Annotated in this window: 15 protein-coding genes; 9 read left to right on the top strand and 6 right to left on the bottom strand. The window is 68.3% G+C overall.

The window, feature by feature from the left end; genetic code table 11:
* Positions 1–57 precede the first annotated feature (57 nt).
* From A5789_RS14660 to A5789_RS14645, 4 genes are all read right to left on the bottom strand, one after another.
* The gene (locus A5789_RS14660; protein WP_063014420.1) at positions 58–1,053 is read right to left on the bottom strand and encodes an oxidoreductase; all 996 of its coding nucleotides are present in this window, start codon (positions 1,051–1,053) and stop codon (positions 58–60) included.
* A 42-nt stretch (positions 1,054–1,095) separates the two neighbouring features.
* Entirely contained in the window at positions 1,096–2,970 is a 1,875-nt protein-coding gene (locus A5789_RS14655; RefSeq protein WP_064906383.1) for a hypothetical protein, read from the bottom strand.
* 283 nt (positions 2,971–3,253) lie between these two features.
* Positions 3,254–4,039: an enoyl-CoA hydratase/isomerase family protein gene (locus A5789_RS14650; RefSeq protein ID WP_063014378.1), complete on the bottom strand. Its 786-nt coding sequence runs from the start codon at positions 4,037–4,039 to the stop codon at positions 3,254–3,256.
* 113 nt (positions 4,040–4,152) lie between these two features.
* Complete coding sequence (locus tag A5789_RS14645; RefSeq protein ID WP_064906300.1) at positions 4,153–5,313, bottom strand: DNA polymerase IV; 1,161 nt, start codon at positions 5,311–5,313, stop codon at positions 4,153–4,155.
* 90 nt (positions 5,314–5,403) lie between these two features.
* On the opposite strand from A5789_RS14645, the gene A5789_RS14640 reads away from it, so the two are divergent.
* From A5789_RS14640 to A5789_RS14630, 3 genes are all read left to right on the top strand, one after another.
* A complete protein-coding gene (locus A5789_RS14640) occupies positions 5,404–5,958 on the top strand; it encodes a TetR/AcrR family transcriptional regulator (RefSeq protein WP_063014382.1) in 555 nt (184 codons plus the stop codon).
* A 27-nt stretch (positions 5,959–5,985) separates the two neighbouring features.
* Positions 5,986–6,474: a PaaI family thioesterase gene (locus tag A5789_RS14635; RefSeq protein ID WP_063014383.1), complete on the top strand. Its 489-nt coding sequence runs from the start codon at positions 5,986–5,988 to the stop codon at positions 6,472–6,474.
* Between the two features lie 170 nt (positions 6,475–6,644).
* Entirely contained in the window at positions 6,645–7,262 is a 618-nt protein-coding gene (locus A5789_RS14630; protein WP_064906299.1) for a DUF1707 domain-containing protein, read from the top strand.
* A 94-nt stretch (positions 7,263–7,356) separates the two neighbouring features.
* Here A5789_RS14630 and lon read toward each other — a convergent pair whose 3' ends face one another.
* Positions 7,357–9,801 carry an endopeptidase La gene (lon, locus tag A5789_RS14625; protein WP_155525864.1) on the bottom strand — a complete coding sequence of 815 codons (2,445 nt, stop codon included), beginning with the start codon at positions 9,799–9,801 and terminating at the stop codon, positions 7,357–7,359.
* Between the two features lie 215 nt (positions 9,802–10,016).
* Between lon and A5789_RS38390 the strand changes: the two genes are divergently transcribed.
* From A5789_RS38390 to A5789_RS14610, 3 genes are all read left to right on the top strand, one after another.
* Positions 10,017–11,306: a hypothetical protein gene (locus tag A5789_RS38390; RefSeq protein ID WP_193615582.1), complete on the top strand. Its 1,290-nt coding sequence runs from the start codon at positions 10,017–10,019 to the stop codon at positions 11,304–11,306.
* On the top strand, positions 11,303–12,211 hold the full coding sequence (locus A5789_RS14615; protein ID WP_064906295.1) for a hypothetical protein: 909 nt from the start codon (positions 11,303–11,305) through the stop codon (positions 12,209–12,211). The genes A5789_RS38390 and A5789_RS14615 overlap by 4 nt, the downstream gene beginning before the upstream one ends.
* 139 nt (positions 12,212–12,350) lie before the next feature.
* Positions 12,351–13,088, top strand: a complete 738-nt coding sequence (locus A5789_RS14610; protein ID WP_082940718.1) for a TetR/AcrR family transcriptional regulator — start codon at positions 12,351–12,353, stop codon at positions 13,086–13,088.
* A 25-nt stretch (positions 13,089–13,113) separates the two neighbouring features.
* Here A5789_RS14610 and A5789_RS14605 read toward each other — a convergent pair whose 3' ends face one another.
* Positions 13,114–14,163, bottom strand: coding sequence for a diiron oxygenase (locus A5789_RS14605; RefSeq protein WP_064906293.1), 1,050 nt, complete (start codon positions 14,161–14,163; stop codon positions 13,114–13,116).
* Between the two features lie 294 nt (positions 14,164–14,457).
* On the opposite strand from A5789_RS14605, the gene A5789_RS14600 reads away from it, so the two are divergent.
* The 3 genes from A5789_RS14600 to A5789_RS14590 all read left to right on the top strand — a co-directional run bounded on the left by A5789_RS14600 (position 14,458) and on the right by A5789_RS14590 (position 17,788).
* Positions 14,458–15,462 (top strand): zinc-binding dehydrogenase, encoded by a 1,005-nt coding sequence (locus A5789_RS14600; RefSeq protein WP_030514094.1) that lies wholly within the window; start codon positions 14,458–14,460, stop codon positions 15,460–15,462.
* A gap of 125 nt (positions 15,463–15,587) precedes the next feature.
* Positions 15,588–16,943 (top strand): hypothetical protein, encoded by a 1,356-nt coding sequence (locus A5789_RS14595; RefSeq protein WP_064906291.1) that lies wholly within the window; start codon positions 15,588–15,590, stop codon positions 16,941–16,943.
* 53 nt (positions 16,944–16,996) lie between these two features.
* Positions 16,997–17,788, top strand: a complete 792-nt coding sequence (locus tag A5789_RS14590; RefSeq protein ID WP_064906377.1) for a TIGR03084 family metal-binding protein — start codon at positions 16,997–16,999, stop codon at positions 17,786–17,788.
* Positions 17,789–17,841 lie beyond the last annotated feature (53 nt).

The following is a 17,841-nucleotide window of genomic DNA, read 5'->3' as shown; positions in this document are numbered from 1 at the left end:
GTACAAAATTGGGGTGAGCGAGCGGCGAACGTCCGATCCGGACGCCCGCCCGCTCGATCAGAATTCGCCGGCCACTGCGAGGACGGTGCGCCCGGAGTGGTGACCGCTGCGAATGGCGTGCAGTACCGCTTCCGCCTCGGTGATCGGCGCCACATGCTCCAGCGTCGACAGATGCCGGGGCTTCAGGTCCTTGCCGAGCCGGGCCCACAGCGCGCGCCGCTGCTCGATCGGGAAGTTCACCGAATCGATGCCGAGGAGACTGACCCCGCGCAGGATGAACGGCATGACGGTGGTGGGAAGTTCGGTCCCACCGGTGAGCCCGCTGACCGCCACCGACCCCCCGTAGCGGACGGTGCTGAGGATGTGGGCCAGCGATTTTCCGCCGACGCTGTCGACCGCGCCGGCCCACTGCGCCTTACCCAGCGGACGAGGCTTGGCATCCGGATCCTCGGGCAGACGGCCGATCACCGCGGCCGCGCCGAGGGTGGACAGCAACTCGCCGGCATCGGTCTTCCCGGTGGAGGCGGTGACCTCGTAGCCGAGGCCGGACAGGATGTCCACCGCGACACTGCCGACGCCGCCGGTCGCGCCGGTCACCAGCACCGGCCCGTCACCGGGATTCAGGCCGCGATCGAGCAGTGCCTGCACACTCATGGCCGCGGTGAATCCCGCGGTGCCGAGGGCCGCTGCCTCACGCGGGCTCAGCCCCTCCAGCTTGACCACCCATTCGGCGGGCACGCGCGCGTATTCGGCGAAGCCGCCGTTGTGCGCGACGCCGATCTCGTACCCGTGCGCGATCACGAGATCACCCACCGTGAAGGCGGCGTCCTCGGAGGCGACCACCTCGCCGGTCAGGTCGATACCGGGAATGATCGGGTAATTGCGCACCACACCGCCGCGCGGGGTGATGGCCAGCCCGTCCTTGAAGTTCGCACTCGAATAGTGCACCTTGATCGTCACCGTGCCCGGCCCGAGGAAATCCTCGCCCACCTCCTCGCGGGCCAGTACCACGCCGTCGTCGGTCTCGTGCGCAACCATCGCCTGGAACTGCATGTGTCCGAGCATAGGGGGAGCGATGCCCCACGGCTATGGCAGTCAGCGGCCGAATGCCGCCACGCCCACCGGTCCCACCCCGATACACACGTCCAAACCCGGTGTGCGCGAGCCGATTCGCACGATCTCACCGCCACCGACGAGATGGACGAAGACGGTGTGCACGCCTGCTTGCACCGGCGCCACCACGACGTCGCCGTGCTCGAGCGCCACGGTGATCCGGCCGTCGCGGTTGGCGAAATAGTTGATCTGCGCGGTCCAGCCGTGGTCCAGCATCGGCCCGTCGAGCCACAGGGCCACCGGTTCGGCGCCGTCGACGCGATATCCGCAGCCGGGTTCGGGGCCCGCCAGAATCCGGCGGTTCCACCACACCGACGCGTCCACCAGCGTCCCGTCGTCGGTGAGCATCCGCAGCTGCGGCGTGGCGACACCGAACGCCCCGGGGCCGGCGATCGGCCCGAGCACCTGCGCGATGAGGTTCTGCGGATAGGTCATCGGCGTCAGCACCCCCCACGGCACCTCCTGCTCCAGCAGCGGGGCGCCGTGGCGATCCGCCAGTGCGGCACGGGCATTCGTGAGGTAGGTGCGCGTCGGCGAGATCTCCCACGACCGGGCGAACGATGCGGTCGTGCACACGCTGCTGACCACGAACGCCGCGGTCAGCCCGATCGCCGCGAACCGCGATCCGGCCACGCGACTCTCCGAGCGGGGACGGCGGGGACGGGCGGCAAGCAGCAGCGCGATCGCCGCCGCCAGCACCACGGCGACATCGGCCAGATAGCGCAGCGACTGCATGAGTTCGGCGGCGGTGTTCGGCCCGCCGCGGATCAGCACGATCGGAAGCTGAACGACCAGAACGTATCCCGCGACCAGGACCCACACCGGCAGCACTCGGCGGCGCAGTCGCAGCGTCACCAGCACCACCGCGGCGAGGATCAGCCAGGCGAGCACGACGGTCCACCCCGGGGGCGTGGCCCACGGTGTCGACGGCAGCCAGCGCGCCCACACCCACGGCCCGCCGAGCAGGGTCGGGACGATCCCCAGGGAGATGGCGCTGTGGAGCAGTCGCCGTGCCCCGGCCAGGCTGGTGTCCACCGCGATGTGGTCGGCGACGGTGAGATAGGCCGCGGCCCAGCCCGCGAGAATCAACGCCGAACCGGCCCACAGCGCCGCTCCGGCGCGCGTCACGTCGCGAACCGCCGCCCAGGCACTCGGGCCGGCATGATCACCCGTCGGCTCTGCCTCATCGGTATGCGCGGCACCGACGGTGCGGGCGCCGACGATATAGCGCTCCAGCACCGCGACGGCGAAGGCGACGAACGGCACCACCACTGCCTTCTCGAAGAACAACAGTCCCACGACCAGCACCAGCAGACCGGAGATCGCATAGCGTCCGCGTCCCGTGCGCACCAGCAGCACCGCATCCGCGATCACCCAGGCCAGCGCGAACTGCAGCGGCAGCGCGTTGAGCGAGGCCGCCCACCAGGCGAATGCCGGAAGGGTCAGCGGGCTGAACAGATAGCCGATCAACGGAATCAGCACGGCCCAGCGCAGGGCTCCGGCTCGCCGTGGAAGAAGCACCAGCAACATGCGCAGCACCGCGACCGAGGCCGCGAGCTGCAGCAGCACCATGGTCACCACCGGCCCGGCCCACTGCAGCGGCGCGATGCGGGTCATCACCCACGCGGTCGCGAAGGCCAGGGGCATGAAATGGCCGTCGTGGTCGTAGAGCAGCAGATCGGCGGACCAGAGCGGATAGCGATCGGCGCGGCCCACCAGAATGAGGTCGTCCCAGTAGAAATAGCCGCGCCCGGCCACCCAGCCGCGCAACCCGAGCTGCGCGAGGATCAGCAGCACCGCCACCAGCAGAACGGGACGACGGATAACCGTGCGCAGACCGGTGGAAACGACGCGCAGCGCGGGCGCCGATCCAGCGTGGTCCACGGCGGGCGAGCCGACCGGGGCAACCTCCCTCGGCCGGTATCGGGTGCCGGACGAGGCGACCTGCGCAACGGCGCCGAGAGGAGCACTCCCGCGATCGTTGCGATCCGGGGGTCCGTCGCCACGGTCTTCGTGCCCGTCGCCCGGCCGACGAGGCGACCGCGCCGGGACCCACCCGCGTGCGAAGCCGGGCGCGGAGAACATGGCACCCCACCCTAGTGGCCCACGACCGGGCTCGCTCGCGGCGACGGTCAGGCCCTCACTCGAAGGCGGGGGCGCGCTTGCCGAGGAATGCCGCGATGCCCTCGGTGCCGTCGGGCGAATCGGCACAGGCCGAGATGAACGCCGCCTCGCGTGCGGTCTGCTCCTCGAGCGTGTGCGAGGAGCTCACCAGCAGCAGCTTCTTGACGCTGGCATTCGAATGCCGGGGCCCGGCCGCGAATTCCGCGACCACTTCGTCCACGGCGGACGCGAGTTCGGCATCCGGCACCACGCGATGCACGAGATTCCAGTCCAGCGCCTCGGCCGCGGTCAGGGTGCGGTTGGTGAACATGAGCTCCTGCGTGCGGCGCAGGCCGATCAAGCGGGGCAGATAGTAGGAGGCACCGCCGTCCGGACTCAGTCCGGCCCGGGTGTAGGCCATGGTGAATGCCGCCGATTCGCCCGCGAGGACCAGATCACCGGCCATCGCCAAGCTGAAGCCGGCGCCCGCGGCCACACCGTTGACCGCCACGACGAGCAGGGCGTCCATCCGGGCGAACGACGAGAGGGCCTCGTGCAGGTCGTCGGCCAGTCCCTTGACGTAGTGGCCGGCGCCGCCGCCCTGGGCAGCCATCGCCTTGAGGTCGCCACCGGCGGAGAAGAACCTGCCCGCACCGGTCAGCACGACGACCTTCAGCGCCGGATCGTCCACGCACTGTCCCGCGATATCGGCCAGTTCCCGGCCGAGGACGTGGTCGATACCGTTGGCGGCCTTCGGCCGGTTCAGGGTGATCCGGGCGACGGGGCCGGTCCGCTCGAAGGTGATCGTCTCGTACTCGCTCATGGCTGCCTTTCGGTCGAGTCTGCGGGCCCAGCATGACAAACGGCCGCACTGCGCGCGACGCCGCCACCACCGAGGCATATCCGGCATCCCGGCACGGAAACGCGGGGACCTGGCTATTGCGGGACGAGCTCGAGTCGCACCCCGAGCAGCCGGACCGGCCGATCGAGTTCGAAACGGTCGATGATCTCGAGTGCGACCGTGGTGATCGCCTCCGCGTCGATCGTCGGTTCGGGCAACTTCTTCTGCTTGGTGCGCGTATAGAAGGTGTTGGTACGCACGGTGACTCCCACCCGCGTGCCGATCCGGCCGGCCGCCGCCATCTCCTCGGCGACCTCGCGGGCCAGCCGCGCTACCTGCGCACGAATTTCCTCGCGATCGGTCAGATCGTGTGGGAAGGTTTCGGATCTACTGCGGCCCACCGGGATACGCGGCTCGGTCACCACATCGGTGTCACCGGCGCCGTGGCCGAGAACCCAGAGGTAGGGCCCGGTGGTGGAGCCGAATTCGGCGGCCAGGACATTCCGGTCGGCGGCCGCGAGCTGGGCGACGGTGTCGATACCGAGGGCCGACATTCGCTGCGCGATGCGATTGCCGATACCCCACAGCGCGCTGGTCGGCCGGTGCGCCATGAGTTCGTTCCAGTTCTCGGCGGTGAGCCGGAAGATGCCCGCACCGAGGTCGGCGGCCGGAGGTGCCCCCGCTGCCTCGCTGTGCGAATTCTCCTGTCCCACCGCTTCTTCCGAAGCTGGGATCACGCCCTTCGAGGCCGTGCTGTTCGCACCCGTGGCGTCCGTGCCTTTGCCGACGCTCTTCGCGAATCCGGTCGCCAGTTTCGCGCGCAATTTGTTGTCGCCGATACCAATCGAACAGGTGAGGTTCAATGTCGCTATCGCACTGCGGATTTCGCGAGCGAGCTGTTCGGGATCGTCGGTGTCGGCGGCGAGGAAGGCCTCGTCCCAGCCCAGCACTTCGACCCGCACCGGAAAACTCCGCAGCACCTCCATGACCTCGTCGGAGGCCTCCTCGTAGGTGGTCATGTCCAAGGGCAGGAACACTCCGTCCGGACACTTGCGGACGGCGGTGCGCAGCGGCATTCCGGCCCGCACGCCGAAGGTCCGCGCCGGATACGACGCGCAGGTGACCACCTTGCGCGGTTCGTTCGGATCACCGTTGCCGCCGACGATCACCGGCTGCCCGCGCAGCTCGGGATGGCGGCGGAACTCCACCGCCGCCTGGAATTGGTCGAGGTCGACGTGCAACAGCCACCTGGCCACGAGACCGTTCTTACCGCACGGCACCGACAGCCGGAGGGACTTCGCAGGTAGTGCCTTGCGCCGACGCCGAAACAGAACTAAATTCTGGTTATGAAGATTCGAGATCGGTTGCTGCTGGCGGCCGAGCGGCAGTTCGCCGAGCACGGGACGCTCGACGCGACGCTGAGCCGGATCAGGGCCGACGCGGGAGCGAGCGTCGGCGCGCTGTACCACCACTTCCCGGACAAGGCCGATCTGTACCGGCAGGTATGGGCCAATGCGCTGGCCGACTACCAGCGCACTTTCTGGGCGAGCATCGCCGACAGCACCGACGCCGAGAGCGGAGTCACCGCCGGAGTCACCGAGCATCTGCGCTGGGTCACCGAAAACCAGTACCGCGCAACAATTCTCATGTCACCGCGGCCACCCGGAGTACGCGACAGCGACAGCAATCGGGAATTCCTCACCTCCGTCGCGCGCTGGTGGCGCACCCACGCCCGCTACGGCACGGTTCGAGACCTGGAATTCGACCTGCTGTACGCGCTGTGGCTGGGCCCGGCGCAGGAGTACTCGCGGCAGTGGGTGAGCGGCAGCATCCGCACCGCGCCGACCGATGTCGCCACGGAATTGGCCGCGGCGGCGTGGAAGTCGTTGCGTAACAACTGACAACTCCGACAGCAGAGGACAGTGCAGATGGACGAGGTTACCGCGTCACCACCGCGACCGGCTGGTGTATCGACCGACAAGCTCACCGTAGAGCAGGCCCGCGCGGTATTGGCCGCGCAGCCGTTCGCGCAGCACGTCGGCACCGAGATCACCGAGTTCGAGGGCGGTGCGGCCACTTTGGTGATCGACGTGGGTCCCGAGCACGCTCAGCAGTTCGGTTTCGTGCACGGCGGGGTGATGGCCTATCTGGCCGACAACGCGCTCACCTTCGCCGCCGGATCCGCGCTGGGCCCGAACGTACTGACCGGCGGCTTCACCGTCACCTACCTGCGCCCCGCGCGGGGCGGGCGGCTTCGCGCGCACGCGACGGTCACCGACGCCACCCGCCGCCAAGCCGTCACCCGCTGCGAGATCTATTGCGACAGCGATGGTTCCAGCACGATATGTGCCGTCGCGCAGGGCACGGTGCGCGTGGTCGAGCGAGCTCTGCCCACCAACGGATCACGTGAGCCGTAGGCGGGGATCACCGCGAGCGCACCGGCGGGGAACCCTTACGCCGCTGCACAGCACCGCGGTCGGCGAGCACGGACACCCGGCACGGCAGCACACGTGGGTGCTGCGCCGACCGATATGCCGGGCGCGCACCGCACGTAGGATTTCGGCATCACGACCATGAGGATGTGCCGATGACCGAATCCCCGGACCGCCGCCCGGACATCGCCCGTGGCCGGCCGGCCCCCACGGTACGCATCACCGACCACGAACGCGCCCAGGTGGAGCGGCTGCTGCGACTGGCTCTGAACGACGGCTCCCTCGATCTCGCCGAGCTCGACCGGCGCCTGGCCGTCGCCTACGCGGCGGACACCCGCGAGGAGCTCGCCGCAGTCACCGCCGATCTGCCGGTGGCGGCCGCGCGCGAACCCCTGGTGCTGAGCACCGTCAGTGGTTCGCTGCGCAAGGACGGTCGGTGGATCGTGCCCGCCGAGATCACCGTCTCCGCCGCCTCCGGTTCGGTGCGCCTGGACTTCACCGAGGCGATCTGCCCACACGCCGTCGTGGACGTGCACGTCGGAATCGCCTCCGGCAGCCTGCGATTGACGGTGCCGCACGGCTGGCAGGTGGATCTGGACCGGGTGTCCTTCGTCAGCGGGAGCGCGAAGAACCGGGTGACCGAACCACCGCTGCCCGGCTGTCCGACCCTGCGCATCGACGGATCGATCACCTCCGGCTCGATCCGCGCCCGCTACCCGAAACCGCCTCGCCGCTCCCTCTGGGCTTGGTTGCTGCGCCGCCCGCGCCGCTGACCGGCACGGCCGGATGCGGCCCGGAACACGGCGAGAGGCCGTTCACCCGGAAAGGTGAACGGCCTCTCGACTCGTGACGGCCGATCGTTGCGGATCAGGCGCTGGCCGCGAATGCCTCGTAAGCCGGTTCGGCGACCGGTTCGATGGCGTAGGCCAGGATGTCGGCCACGTCGGCGACGGGGCGGACATCCAGTGCGGCGAGCACCTCGGCGGGGACCTCGTCCAGGTCCGGCTCGTTGCGGGCCGGGATGAAGACCGTCTTCAAACCGGCACGCTGGGCGGCCAGCAGCTTCTGCTTCACGCCGCCGATCGGCAGGACCCGGCCGTTCAGCGTGACCTCGCCGGTCATGCCGACGTCCGCACGGACCTGCCGACCCAGGGCCAGCGACACCAGGGCGGTAACCATGGTGACGCCCGCGGACGGACCGTCCTTGGGCACCGCACCTGCCGGGAAGTGGATGTGGATATTGCGATCCAGCACCTTCGGTTGGATGCCGATCTCTTCCAGGTGCGAGCGCACATAGGTCAGTGCGATCTGCGCGGATTCCTTCATGACGTCACCCAGCTGGCCGGTCAGGGTCAGTGAGCGTTCGCCCTCGGCGGCATTGGCCTCGATGTAGAGGACATCGCCACCGGCACCCGTGACGGCCAGGCCGGTCGCCACACCGGGGACCGAGGTGCGTTCCACCGAATCGGGGGTGAAGCGCGGACGGCCCAGGTAGTCCTTCAGATCGCCCAGACCGATCACCAGTGGCTCGGAACCTGCTGCCGCACCGTGCTTTTCACCGTAACCGAGCCCAGGCTCGTAGCCCAGGTCGATCACCGTGGCGTCCGAATCGCCGTCCGCCGCAACCGTCTCCGCACCGAACTCGTCCTGCGACAGCCGAGTCGCCGCCTTGCGCAACGCCTTCGCGAGCAGCCGCTCCAGCTGACGCACACCGGCTTCCCGGGTGTAGTTGGCCGCGATCTCCCGCAGCGCCTCGTCGGTGAACGACACCTCCTCGGCGGTCAGCGCATTCCGTTCCAGCTGCCGGGGCACCAGGAAGTCGCGGGCGATGGCCACCTTGTCGTCCTCGGTGTACCCGTCGACGGTGATCAGTTCCATGCGGTCCAGCAGCGGGCCGGGAATGGTCTCCATGACATTCGCGGTCGCGATGAACAGCACATCGGACAGATCCAGGTCCAGATCCAGATAGTGGTCGCGGAAGGTGTGGTTCTGCGCCGGATCCAGCACCTCGAGCAGCGCGGCCGCCGGATCACCCCGGAAGTCCGAGCCGACCTTGTCGATCTCGTCCAGCAGGACAACGGGATTCATCGAACCCGCCTCCTTGATGGCACGCACGATCCGGCCGGGCAGGGCACCGACGTAGGTCCGCCGGTGACCGCGGATCTCGGCCTCGTCGCGCACACCGCCCAGGGCGACGCGCACGAACTTGCGGCCCAGGGCCCGCGCCACGCTCTCGCCGAGCGAGGTCTTACCGACACCGGGAGGGCCGGCCAGCACCATCACGGCGCCGGAGCCACGACCGCCGACGACCTCCAGGCCACGCGCGGCCCGGCGGGCGCGCACGGCCAGGTATTCGACCATGCGGTCCTTGACCTCTTCCAGCCCGTGGTGATCGGCGTCCAGCACCGCGCGAGCAGCCGAAACATCGGTGCTGTCGGTGGTTTTCACCGACCACGGCAGATCCAGGACGGTATCCAGCCAGGTGCGGATCCAGCCCGATTCCGGACTCTGATCGCTGCTGCGCTCGAGGCGGTCGACCTCGCGGAGCGCGGCCTCGCGCACGTTGTCCGGCAGCTCGGCGGTCTCCACCCGGGTGCGGTAGTCGTCCGCGCCGTCGGGCTCGCCTTCGCCCAGTTCCTTGCGGATCGCGTTGAGCTGCTGGCGCAGCAGGAATTCCCGCTGCGACTTCTCGACGCCCTCGCGCACATCCTCACTGATCTTCTCGGTGACCTCGACCTCGGCGATGTGGTCCTTGGTCCACCCGATCAACCGGGTCAGGCGCTCGGCGACATCGGGAGTGTCGAGCAGTTCACGCTTCTGCTCATCGGTCAGGTACGGCGCGTAGCCGGCGGTATCGGCCAGGGCCGACGGGTCGGTCAGCCGGTTGACCACATCGATGACCTGCCAGGCCTCGCGACGCTGCAGGACCGAGACGACCAGCTGCTTGTATTCGGCGGCCAGCTCCTTCGTGTGCGCGTCGGGTGCGGGTGTGTCGACCGGTTCGGCCTCCACCCACAGCGCGGCGCCCGGACCGGTGACGCCGTGTCCGATCTTCGCCCGCTGCTCGGCCTTCAACACCGCGGCAGCGGCGCCGCCGCGCATGCGGCCGACCTGTTCGATGGTCGCGATCACACCGTAGGCGGCATAGCCCTCGTCCAGACGCGGTGCGAGCAACACGGAATCCGACTTCGCGGCCCGTGCGGCGTCGATGGCGGCCTGTGCCGATTCGTCGAGCTCGATGGGGACGACCATGCCCGGCAACACGACCGGATCGGTCAGAAACAGCACCGGCAGACGCTGTGGAGTACTCACAGATTCAGCCCCTTCCAAAGCATGCCCCGGATCCTGTGTTTCTTCGCCTCCAGGGTTGAGCGCTACCTACTCAACTACATGGTGTGCCGAGTTGTTCCAACCCCCTGTTCACCGGCAGCGAACGACGTATGACCGGCGGCTACGCGACTCGTAAGAGAGTGATGCGAGAACTGTCTCACTGTGTTAAACAGATCACCTACGGCAAGGAGGCGGTTGTGGAGCGTCCGTATCGGCTCGTGATCTGGGGGCCCGGGGACATGGGTGGGCGAGCGCTGCGGACCGCGCTCGAATCGCCGGACTTCGAGGTGGTCGGGGTCAAGGTGTTCAGTCCGCACAAGCACGGCCGGGATATCGGCGAACTGGCCGGGCTGGCGCCGGTGGGGGTCGCGGCGACGACCTCGAAGGACGAAATCCTGGCCCTGGACGCCGATTGCGTCGTCCATACCCCGACCACACCCGCGCTGATCCAGGGCGCCGACGCGGACGTCGTCGATCTGCTGGAATCCGGCAAGAACGTCGTCTCCGCGGCGAGTTATCACAATCCGTCGATGCCGACCTGGCTCTCCGCCTCGCGGAGTCCGCTGTCGGTCCTGCGCACGGTGGCGGATATGAAGGTCACCGGTGATGCGTTCGGCGCCCGGCTGCGACCCGCGTTGCGCGCATTGCGGGCCGGGATGCGCGCCGTGGATTCGGCGCCCGCGCGGCCGTTGCGCCCGGTCCTCGAACGGCTGGCCGGCCCGATCGTCGATCGCGCCCTGCCCCGGCGGGCGCTGGGTAGCCGGTTGCAGGCGGCGTGCGAGGCGGGCGGAGTGTCGTTGCACGGCACGGGATTACATCCGGGTCTGATGGTCGAACAGCTGCTGCTGCGGCTGGCCGGACTGCTGGACGAGATCACCGAGGTGCAATTCCTGGAGGTCGGTGACCTCTCGGCCGCACCCGACGGGATGTGGGGCGGTTTGGAAAGCCTCGGCTTCGGCATGCCGTTGAGCGCGGTGGACACCGACCATGCGATCGGGCTGATGCAGCACTTCTACTTCGACGCGGTGCTCGGCAATGTGGCGCACGCGCTGTTCGGCGCCGGTCCGGACGAGGTGCGCGTGGAACGCCACATCTCTCCGGTGCCCGCGCGAGAGCGAGTGCGAGCGGGCGGAACCGTGATCGAACCCGGCAGCGTCGGCGCGATCCACATGACCTATCGCGGCTATCTCGGCGACCGCCTGTTCATGACGAATTCCGAATGCTGGCACGTCGGTGGCGGCAATGCGCATCTGGGACCGGACCATCCGCGCAGCCGCTCCGGCGGCCATGTGATCACCCTCGACGGCACCCCGGCCCGCATCGAGATGCGCAACGAGATGGACGACGAGGCCTACAGCGCCGACTGGTCCGCGGTGACCGACATCTCGGTGCGCGCGATGCTGAGCGCGGTCCCCGAATTATGTTCCGCACCACCGGGAGTGGTGATGTCCGACCTGGATCCGCGCTATCGGCTGGAGACCGTATGAGCACTCCGATCATCCCCGTCGCGGTGCTGGGCACCGGGCCCCTCTCCGACCTGCTCGCCGCCCGCATCGACGCACGCTCCGATCTGCGATCGGCCGGGCGGATCACGGCGGCGCAGCCCGCACCGACGGAAACCGAGTGCGTGGTCTACGTGCCGACCGTGGACGAAACCGGTGAGAATCCGAGCACGAAGGTGCTGCGCTTGCTGGCGGACGGCCTGGATGTCGTCTCGGCCCTTCCCGTCGACGGGCTCGCCGAGATTCGGGACGCCGCCCGGCGTGGAGGTTCGACATTCCATGCGACGGGGGGCTTTCCGACCCAGCTCGCCGCCCGGATCACCCGCGCACTGGCCGAGGTCACCCGCGATATCCGCCGCGTGGAACTCGAGGAGGAGCTCGCACTTCCCGAATGCGGCATTCATCCCTGGAACAACCTGGAGGACACCGGCATCGGCACGTCCACCGCCGCACGGGCGGAGGCGGCCGCCGCGGCCGTGAGCGGCTACTACGAAGCCGGACTGCGGGTGCTCGAGGAAGCGGTCTTCGGTGAGCGGTCCGAACCGGAGGCCACGCTGTCGATCGAAGTCGTCACCACGGACACCGGAATCGTCGACACGGTGATCATCGAACGCGAACTCGGCTCACGACTGAGCTACCGGTCGACCTGGACCGCCCGCGCGAAAGACACAGCGCCTCTGCGATATCGGCTTACCACGGCTACCGACACCGCGCACGGCACGGCGACGGTCGAATTCCACGACACCGCCGGAACCCATCCTGCGGACCATCTCACCGCGGTGGCGGTTCTCGACGCGATCCGCCCGATCCACGAGAGCGCACCGGGCATCGCCCACCGCGACCTGTCGATCACCCCTCTGAAACCCGACCCTCGGCTGACGCTGCACTGATCGTGCAAACCTCGCCGGTTTGGGCGGTTTTCTCGCATTTCTGTCGAGGTTTGCACGGAAAGTTCACCTCGTCCCCGCACCCGGACCGGACGCAACCGAAGCTCATTCGCGCGGGAGTCGGTGATTTAAACTCGACCGCGTGGCGATTCCCTCCCCGTCCGAACCGGCCCCGATCGGGGGCCGGCAGGCGCGGTGGCAAACGCACAACGACCGGCGGCGGAGCCGGATCGTCGGGGCGTTGATCGAGCTGCTGGAGGAGTCCGGCGGGGGCGCCGAGATCTCGATGCAGCAGATCGCCGCGCGGGCAGGGCTGGCCAAATCGGTGGTCTACCGGCAGTTTTCGGGGCGGGACGAACTCGATCGGCGGGCTCGGACCGCGATCGGTGAGCAGTTCATCGATACCGTCGACGCGGCGCTGGATATCTGGGACGGATCCATCCATCGAATCCTGCACCGCACGATCGCCGCGGTCGCGGACTGGCTCACCGAGCACCCCCGGCTGTACGACTTCGCGCGCGGCGGGCCGGCGATGGGGGATCCCGACGATGTGGACGCGCTCAGCAGTATCAAGGCCACCATCGCGGCTCGGACCCGGCTGCTGGTGTCGAGCCTGGCGGGGGTGATCGGCGTGGTCGACGAGGCCACGGCCGACACGATGACCTTCGCCATCGTGTCGATGACCGAGGCGACCGTCAGCCGGTGGGCACGCGATCCCAGCCCGCTGCTGAGTCGCGAACAGCTGATATCAGAGGTCGCCGGCTACGCCTGGAGCGTGCTCGACGGCGCGGCGCGCGCCCACGGATTGACCCTGGATCCCGAACTGCCACTGATCGAACTGATCAACGCGCTGGCCGAGGGAGCCGACGACACCCCGTGAGCAGGCGCCGCCGGATCCCGGCAGGTCAGGCCGCCAACCAGCCGACGAGGGAGCCGACCACAGGCAACCTGTCCGCCATCGCGGCCGCCGCGTTGCGCCGCTCGGGCTCCCCGCGATACCGCGACGGTTCGCCGTCGACGTGCAACAGCGACCACAGCTTGCGGGTCACCGGATTCATCAACCCCAGTTCGTCGGCGAGTTTGCGCATATCGCCGAAGTAGCCGGACAGGATCCGCCGTGCGTGCGGGGCATCCCAGAACGCCTCCCGGATGACCTCGCGCGGAATGTCGAATTCCTTCGCGAACGAGCGCGGGGGCGCCATGATCTCACCGGCCAGCCAGCGCATCGTGATCGGAAACGCCAAGGCGCACATGGCTTTACCGAACGGGCTCATCCGCTCGATATGCGCCTTCAGGAACTCGCCGGCGAAGGAGATGTGCCGGGCCTCCTCGGCGATGTGGATCTGCATGGTGCGCAGCACCGCGGGGGGCATCGCCTCGCCCTCCCGGATGATCGCCTTCTGATAGTGGTCGATCGGCTCCTCACCACCGAGAATGCCGATGAACAGGATGGCGTGCGCGTAGCCGCCGGCCACGCCGATGAAGGGCGACAGCGCGCGGAACAGCGGGCGCATCCCCGGGACGTCCACGCCGATCCGGTTGATCAGCTCCTGGAACATCTGGATGTGATTGCACTCTTCGGTCATCTCGTGCAGGCAGTAGCGAAACTCCGGAGATCCGTTGGGGAGCTTCATGATGTACTGCATCATGCCGCGGATGAGAATGCTCTCGAAGGCGGCGCCGACCTTGATCACGTTGGCCGTGCGCCACTTTCCGATCTCGATCCTGCGCTCCAGCGGCAACGACCTGTACCAGTCGGTTCCGCCGAGCGGGTCGAGCTCCGGCGAGAGCACCCATCTCGGATCGTCGGGATCGATCGCCAACTCCGGTGAATCCCAATCGATATCGAGATAGGGGTCGAAATTGCGATGGACGGATCCGTCGGACAGGATCGCCAGCATTTCTCGGTAGTCCGGGCCGAATATGTCGGTACGAACGGATTTCGACAGCGTCATCGATGTCTCCTGTGCTCTGCGGGACCCCCGCACCCGTTCGGCCCGGCGAGCGGGCTTCGCAGTGTGGCTCATCGGGCCTCCTAGCTCCCATCCGCCGAGGCGCGGCCCCGACGGCGGTCGACACTCAGCAGGTGTGGTCCTTCGAGGATATATGGGACTCACAGTCCCACACAATCCCCGAACCCCGGAGCGTCGCCCGGGCGCCCGCAGTCCTGCCGAACGGAACCGCGATGACGGTGCGATACTCGACCGGGCCCGCGGGTCCGCCCGCCCGATCCAGAGGAGTAGCCCGACATGCTGGCCGCACGCCTTCACCTGGGACCACAGCGCCGACTGGAACTGGATGACGTGCCGACGCCGGAGCCGGGCCCCGACCACGTCCTGGTCAAGGTCGAAGCGGCAGGGGTCTGCCTGTCCGATGTCCATCTCATCGACGGGACGCTGACCCCGGTGATGCTCTCCGGTGACGTGGTGACACTCGGCCACGAGGTCGCGGGGACCGTCCACGCTCTCGGGCCGGATGTGACGGGCGCGAAGGTCGGAGATCGGGTGCTGCTGCAGGCCGGCGAACGACGCGGCGGCGCGGTGTTCACCCGCGGAGTCGACTACGACGGCGGGTGGGCGGAATACACCCTGGCCCGGGTCGACACCCTCGTACCCATTCCCGACGATCTGCCCTTCGAGCAGGCCTGCTTCATCCCCGACGCGGTCTCCACGCCGTGGGCCGCGATCACGGCGACCGCCCAGGTACGGCCCGCCGAGCCGGTCGGCGTCTGGGGTGTGGGCGGCCTCGGCGCCCACGGGGTGCAATTGCTGCGCATGGTCGGTGCGGCGCCGATCGTGGCGGTGGATCCGCTGCCGGCGGCACGGGAACGGGCGCTCGGTTTCGGTGCGGATCTGGCCTTCGATCCGGCCGATCCCGAACTGCGAGCACAGATTTTCGCCGCGACCGGGGGCGCCGGCTTGGCGGCCGCCTTCGATTTCGCCGGCGTGGCGGCGGTGCGCGAACAGGCCGTCACCTGCTTGGGACCGGGTGGGCGACTGGTTCTGGTCGGCCTGACCGACAAACCGATCACGATCACCGGGGGCATCGGTTTCAGCTTCTTCCAGCAGCAATTGCGTGGACACTACGGCTCGCAGCCCGAACACGTCACCGAACTGGTGACGCTGCGGCGGCTGCATCGTCTCGATCTCGCCCGCTCGGTCAGCGCGGTGCTGCCGCTCTCGCAAGCACCGGACGCGGTGCGGGCGCTGGAAACCAAACAGGGCAATCCGATTCGACTCGTCCTGCGCCCCTGAACGGGGTGCGTTTGCCCCGCCGACCAGGGCAAGTGCCGCCCCGCCGCATTGACACCGTCTGGCCCCGGTGAGAATGTGGGGACCCAGTCAACTCGCAAGTCCGCACGGCGCAAGGGGGATCCACGATGGCGGTAGTCGCCGGCGGTGTGTTCATCGACTGGGAACAACTGACCGGACAGTCCAAATTCGTCGTGGACCTGATCACCTTCCCGATCTTCAGCGCGGTGGCCGGCTGGCTCACCAACTGGACCGGCGTGCTGATGTTGTTCTGGCCGTTGCAATTTCGCGGCGTCCGGATTCCGGGACTGAAGGTGCTGTACCCCTATTTCCCACGCCGGGTGCAGGTGCTGCCGACGTTTTCCGGCGACGGTAGACAACTCGGTTTCCAAGGCTTCATCCCCGCTCGCGCGGAGAAGATGGCCAGCATCTGCGTGGATATGGCAATCATGCGGATCGGCAGCCCGCGCGATTTCATCCACGAACTCGATCTGGAAGGTATCGCCGACTACATCGCCGACCGCGCGCACGAACAGTTGCAGCAGATCGTCGACGATGTGATGTACCGCGAGAATCCGGAACTGTGGCGAGCCGTACCGCGCCCGGCGAAACAGATTCTCTACCAGCGCATCGACCGCGAACTGCCGAAACTGTGCCGGCGCGGATTCGAGCAACTCGGTGACAATGTCGACCACCTCATCGACATCAAGAGTTTCGTCATCCGCTATCTGCAGGCCAATCCGGAGATCCTCAAGGATCTGACCACCACGATCGCCGCGCCGGAGCTGCGGTTCATGGTGCGGATCGGCCTGCTCGGCGCCCCGTTCGGCGTCCTGCTGGCGCTGTACATGCATGTCCACTCCGACATTCCGGTGATCGGCTGGATCCCGGGATGGCTGGTGGTACTGGCCGCGGCCGCCACCATCGGCGTGCTGGTGAACATGATCGCCATCAAGATGGTGTTCGAGCCCGGCGATCCACAGCCGCGCTACAAATACCTCTGGCGGCAGGCACTGCTGGCCAAGCGGCAACCGCAGGCCGCCGACGACCTCGCCCAGATTCTGGCCTATCAGGTGCTGACCCTGCCGAATCTGGCGGCGGAACTGCTGGACGGACCCAACGGGGACAAGACCCGTCAGCTCGTGGAGCATCTGATCGCCGACGAGATCCGCGCCCAGCTGGGACCCACGCGCTCGGTCGTGCGCGCCGCCTTCGGTGCGCGGCAGTTCGACAACCTGCAGGTCGGCGCCGCCGGGGCCGCGGTGAGCCTGGCGCCGAGCCTGGTGCAGGACGAGGCCTTCGCCTTGGACCAGGCCAAGAAGATCGACGAATTCGCGGCGCGGAAACTCAAGCAGCTCACGCCCGGTGAGTTCATGGAGATGTTCTACGCCTCGGTCGAACAGGACGCCTGGCTGCTCTATCTGCACGGCGCGGCACTGGGCCTGCTAGTGGGCGGCGTGCACCTGCTGATCTTCGGCTGGTGACAAACAAGCACGCATGCTTGCATTTTTTTCGGGGCGTTGCCATGCTTTCGGTCATGGCTGACCTAGAGGCGCTGCTCGACGACTTCGAGGCCGAATGCGCGGACCTGGACCGGCTGGTCGCGCCACTGGATCCGGCCGGCTGGGCGCGGGAGACACCGGCCCCAGGATGGACCATCGCCCATCAGATCGCCCATCTGACCTGGACCGACGAGGTGTCGACGATCGCGGCGACCGATGCCGAGGCGTTCGCCGAGTTGCTGCGCGAGGCGACCGCGAAGATCGCGACCTTCGTCGACGACGCGGCCGCCGAGGTGGCGACCACACCGGCGCCCGAACTGCTCGCGCGGTGGCGGCGGGGTCGGGCCGGTCTGGCCAAGGCGCTGCGCGCGGTGCCCGCGGGCACGAAGTTGCCCTGGTTCGGACCGCCGATGAGCCCGATGTCGATGGTGAGCGCGCGGTTGATGGAGACCTGGGCCCATGGTCAGGACGTCGCCGATGCGCTGGGCGCGGTGCGGACCCCGACGGCGCGCCTGCGCAATATCGCGCATATCGGCGTCCGGACCCGCGATTTCGCCTATACCGTGCACGGCCGCCAGGCCCCCGCGGAACCGTTCCGAGTCGAGCTCACGGCACCGGACGGGTCGATCTGGAGCTGGGGTCCCGAGGATGCCGCGCAACGAGTGAATGGTTCGGCATTGGACTTCTGCCTGCTGGTGACGCAGCGCCGGCATCGCGACGATCTGCCGTTGACGGCGACGGGAACCGACGCCGCGCAGTGGCTGACGATCGCACAGGCCTTCGCCGGGCCCCCGGGATCGGGGCGCGAGGCCGGCCAATTCGCCTGAAAAGTTCCGGTTCGAGCGGGCGAGCGCCGACTCAGGTTGCGACGTGCTTGTGG

The sequence above is a fragment of the Nocardia sp. 852002-51101_SCH5132738 genome, from assembly GCF_001665695.1.
In the GTDB taxonomy this organism is placed as follows: Bacteria; Actinomycetota; Actinomycetes; order Mycobacteriales; family Mycobacteriaceae; genus Nocardia; species Nocardia nova.
The sequence above is the reverse complement of the archived record's forward strand: the minus strand, read 5'-3'. Positions and strand labels throughout refer to the sequence as shown.